The 15,178-nt window shown below is 58.7% G+C and carries 18 protein-coding genes; 6 read left to right on the plus strand and 12 right to left on the minus strand.

Translation table 11 applies throughout. The annotated features are described in order from the left end of the window. Positions 1–75: 75 nt before the first annotated feature. Complete coding sequence (locus R3F64_RS13070; protein WP_085918330.1) at positions 76–612, minus strand: cold-shock protein; 537 nt, start codon at positions 610–612, stop codon at positions 76–78. A gap of 111 nt (positions 613–723) precedes the next feature. On the opposite strand from R3F64_RS13070, the gene R3F64_RS13075 reads away from it, so the two are divergent. Further along, a complete protein-coding gene (locus tag R3F64_RS13075) occupies positions 724–972 on the plus strand; it encodes a SlyX family protein (RefSeq protein ID WP_199284590.1) in 249 nt (82 codons plus the stop codon). A gap of 25 nt (positions 973–997) precedes the next feature. On the opposite strand, the gene ald is transcribed toward R3F64_RS13075, so the two are convergent. The 7 genes from ald to radC form a co-directional block, all read right to left on the minus strand. Next, on the minus strand, positions 998–2,116 hold the full coding sequence (ald, locus tag R3F64_RS13080; RefSeq protein ID WP_199284589.1) for an alanine dehydrogenase: 1,119 nt from the start codon (positions 2,114–2,116) through the stop codon (positions 998–1,000). A gap of 166 nt (positions 2,117–2,282) precedes the next feature. After that, positions 2,283–2,717 (minus strand): acyl-CoA thioesterase, encoded by a 435-nt coding sequence (locus R3F64_RS13085; protein WP_085918327.1) that lies wholly within the window; start codon positions 2,715–2,717, stop codon positions 2,283–2,285. Between the two features lie 32 nt (positions 2,718–2,749). Further along, positions 2,750–3,940 (minus strand): class I SAM-dependent rRNA methyltransferase, encoded by a 1,191-nt coding sequence (locus R3F64_RS13090; protein WP_085918326.1) that lies wholly within the window; start codon positions 3,938–3,940, stop codon positions 2,750–2,752. A 130-nt stretch (positions 3,941–4,070) separates the two neighbouring features. Then, positions 4,071–4,898, minus strand: coding sequence for a bifunctional DNA-formamidopyrimidine glycosylase/DNA-(apurinic or apyrimidinic site) lyase (gene mutM, locus R3F64_RS13095; protein ID WP_085918325.1), 828 nt, complete (start codon positions 4,896–4,898; stop codon positions 4,071–4,073). A 155-nt stretch (positions 4,899–5,053) separates the two neighbouring features. After that, positions 5,054–5,209, minus strand: coding sequence for a 50S ribosomal protein L33 (rpmG, locus tag R3F64_RS13100; protein ID WP_027337782.1), 156 nt, complete (start codon positions 5,207–5,209; stop codon positions 5,054–5,056). A 50-nt stretch (positions 5,210–5,259) separates the two neighbouring features. After that, positions 5,260–5,496, minus strand: coding sequence for a 50S ribosomal protein L28 (gene rpmB, locus R3F64_RS13105; RefSeq protein WP_066319413.1), 237 nt, complete (start codon positions 5,494–5,496; stop codon positions 5,260–5,262). A 252-nt stretch (positions 5,497–5,748) separates the two neighbouring features. Further along, entirely contained in the window at positions 5,749–6,423 is a 675-nt protein-coding gene (gene radC, locus R3F64_RS13110; protein WP_085918324.1) for a RadC family protein, read from the minus strand. A gap of 116 nt (positions 6,424–6,539) precedes the next feature. On the opposite strand from radC, the gene coaBC reads away from it, so the two are divergent. The 5 genes from coaBC to slmA all read left to right on the plus strand — a co-directional run bounded on the left by coaBC (position 6,540) and on the right by slmA (position 11,337). Further along, positions 6,540–7,817: a bifunctional phosphopantothenoylcysteine decarboxylase/phosphopantothenate--cysteine ligase CoaBC gene (gene coaBC / locus R3F64_RS13115; protein WP_085918323.1), complete on the plus strand. Its 1,278-nt coding sequence runs from the start codon at positions 6,540–6,542 to the stop codon at positions 7,815–7,817. Then, on the plus strand, positions 7,814–8,272 hold the full coding sequence (gene dut / locus R3F64_RS13120) for a dUTP diphosphatase (protein ID WP_085918322.1): 459 nt from the start codon (positions 7,814–7,816) through the stop codon (positions 8,270–8,272). The genes coaBC and dut overlap by 4 nt, the downstream gene beginning before the upstream one ends. A 32-nt stretch (positions 8,273–8,304) precedes the next feature. Continuing rightward, a complete protein-coding gene (locus tag R3F64_RS13125) occupies positions 8,305–9,693 on the plus strand; it encodes a phosphomannomutase/phosphoglucomutase (protein ID WP_085918321.1) in 1,389 nt (462 codons plus the stop codon). Between the two features lie 115 nt (positions 9,694–9,808). After that, positions 9,809–10,708 carry an acetylglutamate kinase gene (gene argB, locus R3F64_RS13130; protein ID WP_085918320.1) on the plus strand — a complete coding sequence of 300 codons (900 nt, stop codon included), beginning with the start codon at positions 9,809–9,811 and terminating at the stop codon, positions 10,706–10,708. Positions 10,709–10,728: 20 nt separating this feature from the next. Further along, the gene (gene slmA / locus R3F64_RS13135) at positions 10,729–11,337 is read left to right on the plus strand and encodes a nucleoid occlusion factor SlmA (RefSeq protein ID WP_085918319.1); all 609 of its coding nucleotides are present in this window, start codon (positions 10,729–10,731) and stop codon (positions 11,335–11,337) included. 90 nt (positions 11,338–11,427) lie between these two features. Here slmA and rpoH read toward each other — a convergent pair whose 3' ends face one another. From rpoH to ftsY, 4 genes are all read right to left on the minus strand, one after another. Beyond that, positions 11,428–12,294, minus strand: a complete 867-nt coding sequence (gene rpoH / locus R3F64_RS13140; RefSeq protein ID WP_199284588.1) for an RNA polymerase sigma factor RpoH — start codon at positions 12,292–12,294, stop codon at positions 11,428–11,430. 105 nt (positions 12,295–12,399) lie between these two features. After that, positions 12,400–13,440 (minus strand): permease-like cell division protein FtsX, encoded by a 1,041-nt coding sequence (gene ftsX, locus R3F64_RS13145; RefSeq protein WP_085918317.1) that lies wholly within the window; start codon positions 13,438–13,440, stop codon positions 12,400–12,402. Then, the gene (gene ftsE, locus R3F64_RS13150; RefSeq protein WP_085918316.1) at positions 13,437–14,105 is read right to left on the minus strand and encodes a cell division ATP-binding protein FtsE; all 669 of its coding nucleotides are present in this window, start codon (positions 14,103–14,105) and stop codon (positions 13,437–13,439) included. The genes ftsX and ftsE overlap by 4 nt, the downstream gene beginning before the upstream one ends. Further along, positions 14,102–15,178: signal recognition particle-docking protein FtsY (gene ftsY / locus R3F64_RS13155; RefSeq protein WP_332611874.1), on the minus strand; the 1,077-nt coding region annotated here is incomplete at its 5' end. The genes ftsY and ftsE, both read right to left, overlap by 4 nt.

Here is a 15,178-nt window from a genome sequence, read left to right on the forward strand (position 1 = left end):
GATCAACCTAAAGAACTTGACCCCGCCGAGGCGGGGTCAAGAGATCATGCTAGCCAATAACACCCTGGCTGATGACTACTCGATAATACTCACATCGTCAGCCTGCAAACCACGCTCATTTTTAATCACGTGGTAGCGCACAATCTGGCCTTCCGCGAGCATGCGCGGACCACGACCACGAATTGCCCGAAAATGGACAAACACATCGTCGCCGTTATCGCGGGTAATAAAGCCGTAACCTTTATTGGTATTAAACCATTTCACCTCACCCTCTTCGCGGCCGTCGTTAGGGTCGATGAGATCCTCATCATCGTCCGCCGCCGGGGCTTGAGACTGACGCGGTGCTGGCTTGGAACGAACGGCCACATCAGGCGACACCACGACAGGCGGTGCGAGCGCAGCGGTTGCCAAGGTGGCAATGCAAAGCACAATGAAACTTCCGATGGCAACGGCAATATAGATGCCGCCAGCGCCTGTCACGGCAAGCTCGGCCAGCCACTGCTCAGCCAGGGGTGCGTCGGTTAAATGAACAATCCCCGCCAGCAATAGCGGCGTGGGGGCGGCAAGTAAAATACTGATCAAGATACTGCGAAACACAACTTTTGGGTTCATGGATAAAAAAAGCTCTCTTGTTGTATGGGTAACAGAAGAAGGACAATACTCAATTCAACGGGTTTTGACGACCCAATGTATCGAGCTACTACACAAGGTTGCAATGTTACCATGACATCTACGTTATCGCCCGCTGAGCTCACTCAACAGCTTGAATCTTTAGAAAGCCGCCTGGCCTATCAAGAACACTGGCTCGATACCCTGGATCAAGCCGTCGCCCAACAGGAACGCCGACTAGCGACACTGGAGCAACTCAGTGCGCTGATGCACGAACGGATTCGCGAACAGCACCAGGCACGCCATATGGATGACGCCCCCGATGCCAGCCGACCCGAGGACGACATACCGCCCCACTACTGATGAATGATAATGCCCCAACAGCGACCTATCGATTCACCGCGTCTGCGGGGTCAACACTTTCCAGATCAAACGCCTCAGCCACCGCCGCGTAGGTCACCTGTCCATTGTGGACGTTAAGCCCTGGCAAGAAGTGCCGGTTATCGCGTAACGCCTGTTGCCATCCTTTATCGGCCAACGCCAGCACGAATGGCAGCGTGGCATTGGTCAGCCCCAGCGTGGAGGTCCGCGCCACCGCCCCCGGCATGTTGGCAACGCAGTAATGGACAATGCCATCGACGATATAGGTCGGCTCGGCATGGGTAGTGGGTCGGCTGGTTTCGAAACAACCGCCCTGATCGATCGCCACATCCACCAGCACGCTACCGGGCTGCATATCCGCCAGCATGGCACGGGTAATCAGCTTAGGTGCCGCTGCCCCCGGGATGAGTACCGCACCGATGATCATATCAGCCGTTTTGGCGGCTTCATCGAGCGCATCCGCCGTTGAGTAGACGGTTTTGATCCGGCCTTGATAGCGGTCGTCCAGCACTTCCAGGCGATCAATGGATTTGTCCAGAATGGTGACGTCTGCGCCTAACCCCAGGGCCATACGCGCGGCGTTTTCACCGACCACACCGCCACCGATGACGGTCACTTTCCCTGGCGCCACTCCCGGCACGCCCGGCAACAGCACGCCCGCACCCCCCTGGGCTTTTTCAAGACTATGGGCGCCCGCCTGCACGGCCATGCGTCCCGCCACCGTGCTCATCGGCGCGAGCAACGGCAAGCCGCCCTTGGCGTCGGTAACCGTTTCATAAGCGATGCAGGTCGCGCCGCTTTCCATCAACCCCTTGGTGAGGGTCTTCTCGGCAGCCAGATGCAGGTAGGTAAACAGGGTATGCTGTGGCGTCAGCCGTGCGACTTCTTCTGCCTGAGGCTCCTTCACTTTCAAAATCAGCTCGGCGTTTTGCCAAAGCATCGCGACATCCGCCTCGACGCTTGCCCCCGCTGCTTCGTAGTCGCGGTCATGAAAACCGGCACCTTCACCCGCGCCCGCTTGAACCGTTACCTGATGACCCCGCCCGGTCAATTCGCGCGCGCCAGTGGGCGTCAAGGCCACCCGGTATTCATGGTTTTTGATCTCTTTAGGGACAGCGATGCGCATAGTTGGCTCCTCGTGATTGAGCGAGAAATTCGTCAATATTGATGCCATTACAGCACAGCTTTTACTCGCCTCCATCCCCCGGCATATAAAACAAAAAAAACGCCGGTTAAGGCGTTTATCAGGAGAAAAATCTAGCGGCTAGCGGCTTTTGGCAAAAAAATCATCGTTATTCAACAACCACCGCATCACCGTAAAGTCGCCGATACTCGTCGGGCAGACGCATGGGCCGCCCGCTGGATAGCGCCACGCAGGCAAAGCGGGTACGGGCCCTGAGCAAGGTTTTAGAGTCGTGCTTGCGCTTCAACTGGAAGCGACGGGTCAAGCTAAAGCGTCCGTCACAGGCCACGATCCAGGTCGCCAACTGAAGCCGGTCACCCTCATAGCTTGGCGCCAGGTAGTCCAACTCGTGGCGGTGCACGACCATGGCGCGGTCAAGCTCTCGGTAGCGCTCGAGCGTAAGCCCCAGCGCTTCTGAATGCGCCCAGCTGATTTGCTCAACCCAGCGCAGGTATTCACTGTTGTTGACGTGCCGGTAGGCGTCGATGGCCTCATCCGTCACGTCGATCTCCATCACAAAAGGCTCGGGTAGCGCCCACTCCATTGTCTTGGCTCCTTCACCGGTTGCTTGACGACCTAGTCGCGGAACACGCGCACGCCCAGCGCCTTCAGGTAGGACGTCTCGGGGATCGCCGGATGTACCGGGTGGTCCGGCCCCTGGTGACCCTGGAAGATCACCTGAGCGTGGCGGTCCTGATGGCGCGCCGCGCCGCGTACCACATCTACCAGACGCTCCGGCGCCAGGTGCATGGAGCAAGACGCCGACATCAGCAAGCCGTCACGCCCCAGCAAGCGCATTGCTTCGCGGTTCAGACGGTTGTAGGCACGTTCGCCATTGGGGATATCCTTGCGTTTCTTGATAAACGCGGGCGGATCCAGAATTACCACGTCGAATTGTTCGCCGTCGGCTTTAAGCGCCGCCAGCGCCTCGAACGCATCGCCTTCACCAATGGCGACCTGTTCCTGTAAGCCGTTGAGTTCGGCGTTGCGGGCCACTTGCTCAAGCGCAGGGCCAGATGAATCGACACACAATACCTCAGAGGCACCGCTGGCGGCAGCCTGCACCCCCCAACCGCCGACATAGCTGAATACGTCCAGCACCCGCTTACCGGCAACCTGAGTATTGAGCCAGGAACGGTTGACCCGATGATCGAAGAACCAGCCGGTTTTCTGACCATCGATGACCGGCACCACAAAACGCACGCCGTTCTCTTCCAGCACGACTTCGTCGGGCAATGTGCCCTTGACCACTTCCACCTGGGCATCCAGGCCTTCCTGGCGACGCCCGCCGGTGTCATTGCGGAACACAATCGCGCTGGGCTTGAGGACTTTCTCCAGGGCATCGACGATTTCTTCGGCCAGCGTCTGCATACCCGCAGTGTTCAATTGCACCACCACCACATCGCCGAAGCGGTCGATCACCAGCCCCGGCAACAGGTCACCTTCCCCGTGAACCAGACGGTAAAACGGTTGTTCAAACAGGCGCTGACGCAAGGCAAGCGCCTGGTTAAAGCGATGCACGAACAACGAACGATCCAGGCGCATCTCGGGATCACGTGACATCACCCGCGCCGCAATCAGCGAATGCGGGTTCACATAGGCGACCCCGAGGGTTCTACCGTTGGATGCCTCGACCAGGGCAGCTTCACCCGCGGTAAAGTTCTTCAGCGGGGTTTCCTTGATATCGACTTCGTTGGAATAGATCCACAGGTGACCCGCTTTGAGGCGGCGGTCAGCGTTTTTATTCAGGCGCAGGCGTTGGGTCACAACAATCTCCAAAACAGCTTTGGCTTCAAAAGCTCGGTTTCTAACACCAGTATTCAGGCAGCAGGGCTTAAAACGTGGGCTCAAACCTGGGCTTAAAAATTTAGAAAAACAAAAAAGTGTGGCGCCCCGATTAGCGCTGGCAGCCAGGGCAGAACACGCTGGCTCGCTGGCCAAGCGTAATACGGCGCAGCTCCACCCCACAGCGCATGCAGGGTTGACCGTGCCGACCATAAACATTCAGCCGCTGAGCAAAATAGCCAGGCTCGCCCTGGCCGCTGACGAAATCACGCAGCGTGGTACCGCCCTGGATAATGGCAGCCGCCAGCACTTCCTTCACGGCAGCCGCCAACTTCTCGTAACGGGCCAGAGAAATACGCCCTGCCGCCCGCCGGGGATCAATCCCCGCCATGAATAACGCTTCAGCGGCGTAGATGTTGCCAGCACCGACGACCACACGGTTATCCATCAAAAAGGGCTTTACGGATACCCGCTTATTGCGTGAGATGCGATACAGCCATCGCCCGTTAAAGGCATCATCCAGAGGCTCGGGGCCCAGATGCATCAGGCGCCTGTCAGCGCTGCCGTCTCCCTGCTGCCAATCGACAAAGCCAAACCGCCGCGGATCATGGTAGCGCAACACATCGCCGCTTTGGGTCACCACATCCACGTGATCATGCTTTTTAGGCAAGTCACCCACACGCGCAATCCGCAAGCTGCCCGACATCCCCAAATGCCACAGCAGCGTCGCCTCTCCCTCAGCGGTAGCCAGTGGAACCTGGAGGTACTTGGCTCGGCGTGCCAACTCACCGATACGAGACCCCACGAGCCGTTCGGCGAAATCGTCCGGTACCGGCACGCGCAAACGGGGCTGGCGCACCAATACCTCGGTGATTTCCTGACCTTCCAGATAAGGTGCAATACCCCGCCGAGTGGTTTCAACTTCGGGCAGCTCGGGCATGATGAGAGCCTTTGATGACAGAGTGGTGACGATCGTTGACGCTTGCGGTGTTCACGCTTGCATGCGCTGAACACCCAGGCATGCAAAAACCCGGCTTGGGGCCGGGTTTTTGACAGGCGCTCGCCTGCAGTGAAAGCCAGTCATCGTAACCGTAGTTACTTGATTTTGGCTTCCTTGTACATGACGTGCTTACGGACCACCGGGTCGTATTTCTTGAATTCGAACTTGTCCGGGGTATTCCGCTTGTTTTTATCAGTGGTGTAGAAGTGGCCTGTACCGGCACTGGACACCAGCTTGATCTTATCGCGCATGGTTTAACTCTCCCAATTTTTGGCCAAGAATGGTTAGCCAAACAAATAGCTTAGATGGCGTCGCCGCGCTTGCGGATATCGGCCAGAACCGTCTCGATGCCTTTCTTGTCAATGATGCGCATACCCTTGGAGGAAACGCGCAGCTTGACGAAGCGGCTTTCAGCTTCAACCCAAAAACGATGGGTGTGCAGGTTCGGCAAGAAACGACGACGTGTCTTGCGCTGGGAGTGTGAAACGTTGTTACCAGTTACCGGACGCTTGCCGGTAACCTGACATACTTTGGACATGAGAGCCTCCAACCGCTTGGCCAGGATATAATAACCTGAGTGTTCAAAACTGTCGGGCAAACCGGAGCAGGGAAGGAGTCGACGTATTTAACCGCCAAGCTTTAACCAAATCCGTTATTCAACCCAAGTTTAAAGGTGGCACTTTATACCAGAGCACCTGGCGATCAGCAAGAAAAACCGTTGCAGAAGGGCGAAAAAACCGCTTTTTGCTCATTTTACTTACGTTAATCACTGATTACCGGGCCAGCACCGCTATAGCCAGCCGCGCTCGGCAAATGACACCACGTCTCCGTCCCCCACCACGAAATGATCCAGCACCCGCACGTCAAACAGGGCGAGCGCTTCTTTCAGGCGATCTGTAATGCGTCGATCAGCATCGCTGGGCTCAGCAACCCCCGAAGGATGGTTGTGGGCCAGGATAACAGCGCCAGCGTTGTGCACCAGGGCACGCTTGGCAACTTCGCGGGGATAAACGGATGCGCTGTCTAGGGTACCGCGAAACAGGGATTCATAGCGAATAATTCGGTGCTGTGTATCCAAAAAAAGCACCGCAAATTCTTCGTGGCCCAAATGGCGCAGCTGTGCACTCAAATAATGGCGCACCAGGGTGGGCGATGTCAGCGCTTCACCGCGGGCAAGCTGGGAAGCCAGATGCCGCCTTGAAAGCTCAAGCGTCGCTTGCAACTGAGCGAACTTGGCACTACCCAGCCCGCGCGCGTTACAAAAGCTATCCTGGTCGGCCTCCAGCAGTTGACGCAGGCCACCAAAACTAGCAAGCAGATCTCGCGCCAGGTCGACCGCTGAACGCCCCTGAACGCCGACACGCAGAAAAATAGCCAGCAGCTCGGCATCGGATAGCGCTTGCGCGCCCAGATTCAATAGCTTTTCTCTTGGCCGCTCGCCTTCCGGCCAGTGGTTAATGCCCATCATCGCCTCCCTGCGCGGTGTTTCACCTGTCCCTATGCGTGAATGCAGCATGCCAAATTGTGCGGACGAATGGTATGGTAAGCCTCCTAAAGAACGCTCAATATGGATCCTCTGCCATGACGTCCGTGACTTCGACCACAATGCCAATTGCTAACGGTAAGCGCGTGCTGCTGGGCATCAGTGCCGGTATCGCCGCATATAAAAGCGCGCTGATCGTGCGACTGTTGAAACAGGCGGGCTGCGAGGTTCGCGTCGTCATGACCGATGGTGCCCAGGCATTCATTACCCCGCTGACGCTACAGGCGCTGTCGGGTGAACCGGTAAGAACCTCGCTGCTCGACCCTGAAGCCGAGGCGGGCATGGGCCACATTGAGCTTGCCCGTTGGGCCGATGTCTTGTTGATTGCCCCGGCGACCGCTGACCTTATTGCTCGTCTGGTCCATGGCATGGCCGATGACCTGCTGACCACGCTCTGCCTGGCCTCGGAGGCGCCCAGGTTGATCGCTCCGGCCATGAACCAGGCCATGTGGCGCCACCCCGCCACCCAGCGCAACGTGGAACGGCTCGCTTGCGATGGCTGGCAGTTGATAGGCCCTGCCGCTGGCGACCAGGCCTGCGGCGACGTTGGCCCAGGCCGCATGAGCGAACCCGAAACGGTTGTTGACGCGCTATTGCGCCAGTTTTCGCCCCTGAGCAGCGCGACGCCGAAAGCGTCAGCGCCGCATGTCGTGATTACTGCAGGCCCCACCCGGGAAGCCCTCGACCCGGTGCGCTACCTCTCCAATCACAGCTCGGGAAAGATGGGCTACGCCCTGGCCGCCGCGGCCGCCGCTCAGGGTGCCAGGGTCACGTTGATCAGCGGCCCGGTGACGCTGGCAACGCCTGCAGGCGTCACACGCATTGACGTTGAAACCGCCGAGCAGATGCACCAGGAATCGCTGCAACTGGCCCCTAAGGCAGCGCTGTTTATCGGCTGTGCCGCCGTCGCTGATTACCGCGCGGCAAGTGCCGCCGAGCATAAGCTGAAAAAGACCGATGACAGCGACAATTTGACGCTGACCCTGATCAAAAACCCCGACATTATTGCCTCGGTGGCAGCACTTCCACCTGCCAGTCGCCCTGTGGTGGTCGGCTTTGCCGCCGAAACCCAGGACGTTGAACGCTATGCAGCGGACAAGCTGACCCGCAAGCGCCTCGACATGATCGTCGCCAACGACGTTAGCCAGCAAGGCATGGGCTTTGGCAGCGACGACAACGCGGCGCTTCTGCTATGGCGCTCCCCCCAGGGTATCGAGCGTCGGATGGAAGTCCCCCAGCCCAAAACACAGTTAGCGGAGCGCGTGATCCAACAAGCCCTGACGCTACTCCCCTCGCCTAACGGAGCAACCTTATGAGCCCCCGTCCTCGCCTGCAGTGCAAAATGCTGGATGAACGACTGCGTGACTATTTACCCCATTATGCGACCAACGGGTCAGCGGGCATGGATCTACGTGCGCTGCTTGACGAGCCGCTTACCCTGAACCCGGGCGACACCCAGCTCGTACGAACGGGCCTGGCGATCTATATTGAAGACCCCGGCCTTGCCGGCATGATTTTGCCGCGCTCCGGTTTGGGGCATAAGCACGGCATCGTGCTGGGCAATCTGGTGGGGTTGATCGATGCCGACTACCAGGGCGAGTTGATGATTTCCGTTTGGAATCGAGGGCAAAGCGCTTTCACGATTGCCCCCTTTGAGCGATTGGCACAGTACGTGCTTGTTCCGGTGGTACAGGCTGAACTTGATCTGGTCGATCAATTTAGCGATTCCACCCGCGGCAGCGGCGGCTTCGGCAGCACTGGCCGTCATTAATCGGCACTGGCCATTTTCGTAAGGATATTCCCATGACGACACCCGCAATTCCTGCTTCGATTTTTCGCGCTTACGACATCCGCGGCATTGTCGACGACACCCTTACCGAAGACACAGTGGAATGGATTGGCCGCGCTATCGGCTCTGAAGCCGCCGCACGGGGCGAGTCCACCGTGGTAGTGGCCCGCGATGGCAGGCTCTCGGGCCCTCGTCTACAGACCGCGTTAATGCGCGGCCTGAACGCGGCCGGGCGTGACGTGATTGATATCGGCATGGTGCCCACCCCGGTCCTGTATTTCGCCACCCATATTCTCGACGGCACCCGCTCGGGCGTCATGGTCACCGGCAGCCATAACCCACCCGATTACAATGGCTTTAAAATCGTGCTCGACGGCGAGACGCTCTCCGGCGACGCCATCACCGCGCTTTATGAGCGTCTCGAGTCGGGCGCACTGGAAAGTGGGAGCGGCAGCATCCGCCAAGAGGACGTGCGCGACATTTATATGCAGCGCATCCTCGATGATGTTAGCGTCAGCCGCCCCCTCAAGGCAGTGGTCGACTGCGGCAACGGCGTGGCGGGCGAGCTTGGCCCGCAATTGATCGAGCGCCTGGGCGTTGAAACGATACCACTGTTTGACGAGATAGATGGCACCTTCCCGAACCACCACCCTGACCCCGGCAAGCCCGAAAACCTCAAGGACCTGATTCGCACGGTCCAGGAAACGAACGCCGATATCGGTCTGGCCTTCGACGGCGATGGCGACCGGCTTGGCGTGATTACCCCAAGCGGCCGGTTGATCTACCCGGACCATCTGCTAATGGCGTTCGCCACTGACATGCTAAGCCGCAACCCTGGTGCCAAGGTGATTTTTGACGTCAAATGCACCGGCAACCTGACCCAGGTGATCAGTGACGCAGGCGGCGAACCGGAAATGTGGCGTACAGGCCACTCGCTGATCAAGGCACGCATGAAAGAAACCGGCGCCCAGCTGGCCGGTGAAATGAGCGGTCATATTTTCTTCAAGGAGCGTTGGTACGGCTTTGACGACGGTATTTATGCCGCCGCACGACTTGTCGAGATTCTGGCCAACTACCCAGGCGATGCCGATGCCTATTTTGATAGCTTCCCCCAGGACATCGGCACACCGGAAATCAACATTGCCGTCACCGACAGCAACAAATTCACCCTGGTGGATAAACTTGCTCGGGAGGGCGACTTCGGCGATGGTATTAAGACCACGCTGGATGGCATTCGGGTCGACTACCCGGACGGCTGGGGTCTTTGCCGTGCCTCAAACACCACGCCCGTGTTAGTACTACGTTTTGAAGGAAAAAACGAGGCAGCCTTGACGCGTATTAAAGCGCAGTTTGCCAACGCACTGAAAGGCGTCGACCCCGCCTTGACGCTACCCCAGGTTTGACCTGGAACGCCATCATGCTGCGGGACCGAGCCCAATAGAAGGCACGGCCCGACATGAGCGTCACAGTGCGCTGAATACCCATAAGTTAGCCACATCATTTTCAAGGGACAACGTCATGAGTTCAGCCAGTCGCGACCCCCAGGTCGTTGTGGAGGTGCTTTCCGAAGCCCTCCCCTATATTCAGCAGTTTTCCGGCAAAACGGTGGTCGTCAAATATGGCGGCAACGCAATGACGGAAACCACCCTGATCGACTCCTTTGCCCGCAACATCGTGTTAATGAAGGAAGTGGGCATCAATCCGGTGGTCGTTCATGGCGGCGGCCCCCAGATTGGCGACTTGCTGGCCAAACTCAATATCGAATCGCGCTTCGTCAACGGCATGCGCGTCACCGACTCGCAGACCATGGACGTGGTGGAAATGGTGCTCGGCGGGCTCGTCAACAAGAGCATCGTCAACCTCATCAACCAGAGTGGTGGCAAGGCGATTGGCCTGACCGGCAAGGACGGCGCGCAGATTCGTGCCCGCCAGTTGAAGGTCGAGCATCAAAGTCCTGAAATGACCGCCCCGGAAATCATCGATATTGGTCATGTGGGCGAAGTCGAGTCGATCTCCACCGACTTGATTGAAATGCTCGCAAAGCGCGACTTCATCCCTGTGATAGCGCCGATTGGCGTGGACGGCGAAGGTCACAGCTACAACATCAACGCGGATCTGGTGGCCGGCAAGATTGCCGAGGCTCTCAACGCCGAAAAGCTCATGCTGCTGACCAACGTGGCAGGCCTGATGAATGCCAAGAGCGAGGTACTCACCGGCTTGACCACGGCTCAAGTTGACGCCCTGATTGCCGATGGGACTATTCATGGTGGCATGCTGCCTAAAATTCAGTGCGCATTGGATGCAGTGAAAGGCGGCGTCAACAGTGCTCACATCATCGATGGCCGCGTACCGCATGCCGTGCTGTTGGAGATCTTCACCAACGCCGGGGTCGGCACGCTGATCACCGACACTCACTAACCGCGACGGAGAGCAACATCATGAGCGATGAACGCAAGCCTCGCCGCCGCGAGCAGATCCTTCAGGCCCTTGCCCTGATGCTTGAAGAAGACAGTGGCAAGCGGATCACCACTGCGGCACTAGCCCGCCAGGTAGGCGTCTCGGAAGCCGCTCTGTATCGCCACTTCCCGAGCAAGGCGCGCATGTTCGAAGGGCTGATCGATTTTATCGAAGAAAGCATCTTTGCCCGCATTACCCGGATCATGGACGAGGTCCCCGACGCCACTAACCGCTGTGGCACTATCTTGTCACTGGTACTCGGTTTTGCCGAGAAGAACCCGGGCCTTGCACGCGTCATGGGTGGCGACGTATTGACCGGCGAAACTGCGCGCCTACGGCATCGGATCCACCAGCTGTTCGAACGGCTGGAAGCCCAGTTCAAGCAAATCCTCCGCGAAGCCGAACTGCGTGAAGGGCGTCGCCCGAGCATCCCCGCCTCGGCGGCGGCGAACCTGCTGATCGCCCACGCCGAGGGGCGTATCTCCCAGTATGTACGCAGCGATTTCAAACGTTTGCCCACGGACTACTGGGATGATCAGTGGATCCTGCTGTCGGGCCAGCTGCTGCGCGAAGCGGTGCAGCCCGCTTAGCGGCAAATCGGGCAGGCTACAGTTCAGTCCTCCATAAAAAACGGCACCCCTTGGGGTGCCGTTTTTATTAGGTCGAACCTGCTCGCTTACTTAAGCCGCGATGGCATCGCCCATTTTCTGGCGCAACTTCTTCATGGCATTTTTTTCGAGCTGGCGAATACGTTCGGCGCTAACGCCGTACACGTCGGCCAGGTCGTGTAACGTCGCCTTGTCCTCGACCAGCCAGCGACGCTGGAGAATATCCCGAGAACGCTCATCCAGCTCTTCAAGCGCCAGCTGTAGACGGCGCGTCGAGTCTTCCTCGAAATCGCTGTCTTCAAGCTGCGTTGCCGGATCAGCCGCCATGTCATCCAGGAAGTTGACCGGCGCCTGGTAGGCGCTGTCTTCATCGTCGCTTGGCGAGGCATCGAAACCGGCATCGTAGGACGACAGCCGTCCTTCCATATCACGCACAACGCCAGGTTTGACATTAAGGTCTTTGGCGATGGCGTCGACTTCATCATTATTGAGCCAGGCCAGGCGTTTCTTCGCGCTGCGCAGGTTGAAAAACAGCTTGCGTTGCGCCTTGGTGGTCGCAATTTTGACAATACGCCAGTTACGCAGCACAAACTCGTGGATCTCGGCCTTGATCCAGTGCACCGCAAATGAAACCAGGCGAACGCCCTGATTGGGGTCAAAGCGCTTGACGGCTTTCATCAGACCCACGTTGCCTTCCTGAATCAAGTCGGCTTGCGCCAGGCCATACCCCGAATAACTACGGGCGATGTGCACAACAAAGCGCAAATGCGATAGTACCAAGCGTCGCGCTGCTTCCAGGTCGCCTTCATCGTGCAGGCGGAACGCAAGCTCACGCTCTTCTTCGGCACTCAGAACCGCAATGCCGTTGACCGCTTTGATATAGCCGCCCAGGTCATTGCCTGGTGATAGCTGTCCCACCGGTAGAAGACTAGTGCTCATGTGCAGGTGGTCTCCCTTGTAACCCTTACGTGGTTAGTGTGTCTCTATGACCTTGCCGTGTAGACAAGGTTCCCTCGCCGTCGCCTGATGAGCAACGCGGGCCGTTCAGCGCGGACGGATACTGGCAAGATGCCGGGACACGGCAAGCCATGCGCCCAGCCAGCCAAGTAGTGTACTGCAAGATAGCAAAATTGTGGAGCCTGTGAAGTCCAATCGGGGCAACGAAAAGCTGGCGCCGTAACTTTCCGCCAAGGCGGCCACCGGCATTGATAACCAGTGGTTACCCAACGACAGAAGCCCCAGTGCCAGTACACCGCCACCAACGCCGTACCAGGCGCCGCTGTAAAGGAAGGGACGCCTGACAAACGCATGGGTCGCGCCTATCAGCATCACCACTTCAATTTCACGGCGCCGGCTCTCCACCGATAGCCGGATGGTATTGCCCACTACCAACAAAACCCCGAGGCCAAACAGGACCCCCAGTGCGAGCGCAACGCGCGTTCCCAACGCCGCCAAGTGGCGCAGGCGCTCCACCCAGGCCAGATCGAGGCGCACTTCGTCGACACCCGTCATGTCGCCTAACCGCTCAGCCAGTGTCTGCATAAGTTCAGGATCAACGCTACCCGGGCGCACCACGATACTGTGCGGCAGAGGGTTATCATCAAGCCCCGATAGCGCATCCTCAACGCCCAGCGATTGCTGAAAATCAGCCATGCCCTGCTCAGCACTGACATACCGAGTGCTATGCACATCGTCATCAGCGCTGACGGCCTGCTCGATGCGTTCGGCCTCTGGCGTCTCAACGCCGGTTTCAAGGTAAACGGTGAGGGTGGCGCTTTCGTCCAGCTCAGCATCCAGCAGCCGGGCACTGTCCAGGGTTAACCACAGCGCGGCGGGGAGCACCAGCGCGATGGCGATTGCCAGCATGGTCAGTAAATTGCCCAGCGGGTAGCGAATCAGTCGCTGGAGGCTGTCGAGCGCCATTGCCCGGTGGTGCCTACCCCAGGCGCGCAGGCGGCTAGAACGGCGCGGCTGCTGAGATCGCGCGCCCTGTTTTTGAGGGCGCTGGGCTTCCTTGGTCGCCGCACGGGGACGCCCCGAGCGAGGCGCGGCGCCTTTGGGTTTGATACCGGTGGGTCGTTTCATGCGGCCCCCTCGTCCGCTACCAGACGGCCATCGCGCAGGCGTATGATCCGATGCTGCAATCCCGCGATCAACGCCAGATCGTGACTGGCAATCATGACGGTCGTACCAATCCGGTTAAAGTCTTCAAACAATCCCATGATGTCAGCGGACAGTTGGGGGTCCAGGTTGCCCGTCGGCTCATCGGCGAGCAGCAGGGCCGGCTTGTTGACGACGGCGCGGGCAATACCCACGCGCTGCTGCTCACCGCCGGAAAGCTCAATGGGTAACGCTTTCTCACGGTGCAACAGCCCGACTTTATCCAGGGCTGCACGCACGCGACGGGCCGACTCGCGGGGTTCGATGCCCTGGATATCCAGGGGTAGCGAGACGTTGTGAAACACGCTGCGGTCAAACAGTAACTGGTGATCCTGGAAGACCACACCAATCTGGCGCCGGTAAAACGGCACCTGGCTGGCATGCAACTGGGCAATATCGTGCCCTGCCACCACCACGCGCCCCCGACTCGGCTTCTCTAGGCGCATGACCAAGCGCAACAGCGAACTCTTGCCCGCGCCGGAGTGGCCGGTAAGAAACACCATCTCGCCCCGCGCTACGCGAAAGTTAAGGTGCGATAGCGCCTCGAAGCGCCCTCCGTAGCGTTTACCCACATGCTCAAAGGCGATCATGGGTTGGCATCGTCTCCCTGGCGGTCAAACAGCGCGTTGACAAAGTCTTTCGATTCGAAGGGCCGCAGATCATCCAGCCCTTCGCCGACACCGATAAAGCGGATCGGCGTATTGAGCTGCTTCGCCAGGGCGAAAATAATCCCGCCCTTGGCGGTGCCGTCCAGCTTGGTCAGCGTAATACCGCTGACCGGCACGGCCTCGTTGAAGGTACTGGCCTGGGAAATGGCGTTTTGCCCGGTGCCCGCATCCAGCACCAGCATCACTTCGTGAGGCGCAGACTCATCGATCTTTTTCATCACCCGGTGGACTTTTTTCAGCTCTTCCATCAGGTGGCCCTTGTTGTGCAGACGACCTGCCGTATCCGCGATCAACACATCAACACCGCGCGACTTGGCCGCCGCCACCGCGTCATAAATCACCGAGGCACTGTCGGCCCCTGTGTGCTGGGCAATGACCGGTACGCTATTGCGCTCTCCCCATACCTTGAGCTGCTCCACGGCGGCGGCACGGAAGGTGTCCCCGGCCGCCAGCATGACGCTTTTGCCTTCACGCTGAAAACGCTGGGTAAGTTTACCGATCGTGGTGGTCTTGCCCACACCGTTGACGCCAACGACCAATATCACGAAGGGACCGTCGCTGGCTTTTTCAAAGCTCAGCGGTATGGTGACCGGCTCAAGCATGGCCGCCAGCTCTTCCTGCAGACCACGGTAAAGGGCCTCGGGATCCTTCAGCTCTTTGCGCGAGACCCGGGCTTCAAGCCGCTCGATAATCTCGCTGGTCGCTTCAATGCCCACGTCGGCCATCAGCAACTGGGTTTCAAGATCTTCTAGCAGCTCGTCGTCGATCTGCTTTTTGCCCAGGAACAGATCGGCAATGCCGTCGGTCAGGTTCGCGCGGGTTTTGCCGAGGCCTGACTTGATACGCGACAGCCAGCCTTTTTTCCCGCCTTTGTCAGCAGACGGTTTCTCCTGCAGCGCCGGTTTTTCAACTGACGCAGGCTCTGGCTCTGGCTCTGGCTCTGGCTCTGGCTCTGGCTCTGGCTCTGGCTCTGGCTCTGGCTCTGGCTCTGGCTC

It is taken from the genome of Halomonas sp. 5021 (assembly GCF_036663435.1).
GTDB classification, from domain to species: Bacteria; Pseudomonadota; Gammaproteobacteria; order Pseudomonadales; family Halomonadaceae; genus Vreelandella; species Vreelandella janggokensis.

Excerpts from the sequence above, each read along its gene's own strand:
- R3F64_RS13070 (WP_085918330.1), bottom strand. The coding sequence starts at position 612 with ATGAACCCAAAAGTTGTGTTTCGCAGTATCTTGATCAGTATTTTACTT.
- R3F64_RS13075 (WP_199284590.1), top strand. The coding sequence starts at position 724 with ATGACATCTACGTTATCGCCCGCTGAGCTCACTCAACAGCTTGAATCT.
- ald (WP_199284589.1), bottom strand. The coding sequence starts at position 2,116 with ATGCGCATCGCTGTCCCTAAAGAGATCAAAAACCATGAATACCGGGTG.
- R3F64_RS13085 (WP_085918327.1), bottom strand. The coding sequence starts at position 2,717 with ATGGAGTGGGCGCTACCCGAGCCTTTTGTGATGGAGATCGACGTGACG.
- mutM (WP_085918325.1), bottom strand. The coding sequence starts at position 4,898 with ATGCCCGAGCTGCCCGAAGTTGAAACCACTCGGCGGGGTATTGCACCT.
- rpmG (WP_027337782.1), bottom strand. The coding sequence starts at position 5,209 with ATGCGCGATAAGATCAAGCTGGTGTCCAGTGCCGGTACAGGCCACTTC.
- rpmB (WP_066319413.1), bottom strand. The coding sequence starts at position 5,496 with ATGTCCAAAGTATGTCAGGTTACCGGCAAGCGTCCGGTAACTGGTAAC.
- radC (WP_085918324.1), bottom strand. The coding sequence starts at position 6,423 with ATGGGCATTAACCACTGGCCGGAAGGCGAGCGGCCAAGAGAAAAGCTA.
- coaBC (WP_085918323.1), top strand. The coding sequence starts at position 6,540 with ATGACGTCCGTGACTTCGACCACAATGCCAATTGCTAACGGTAAGCGC.
- dut (WP_085918322.1), top strand. The coding sequence starts at position 7,814 with ATGAGCCCCCGTCCTCGCCTGCAGTGCAAAATGCTGGATGAACGACTG.
- R3F64_RS13125 (WP_085918321.1), top strand. The coding sequence starts at position 8,305 with ATGACGACACCCGCAATTCCTGCTTCGATTTTTCGCGCTTACGACATC.
- argB (WP_085918320.1), top strand. The coding sequence starts at position 9,809 with ATGAGTTCAGCCAGTCGCGACCCCCAGGTCGTTGTGGAGGTGCTTTCC.
- slmA (WP_085918319.1), top strand. The coding sequence starts at position 10,729 with ATGAGCGATGAACGCAAGCCTCGCCGCCGCGAGCAGATCCTTCAGGCC.
- rpoH (WP_199284588.1), bottom strand. The coding sequence starts at position 12,294 with ATGAGCACTAGTCTTCTACCGGTGGGACAGCTATCACCAGGCAATGAC.
- ftsX (WP_085918317.1), bottom strand. The coding sequence starts at position 13,440 with ATGAAACGACCCACCGGTATCAAACCCAAAGGCGCCGCGCCTCGCTCG.
- ftsE (WP_085918316.1), bottom strand. The coding sequence starts at position 14,105 with ATGATCGCCTTTGAGCATGTGGGTAAACGCTACGGAGGGCGCTTCGAG.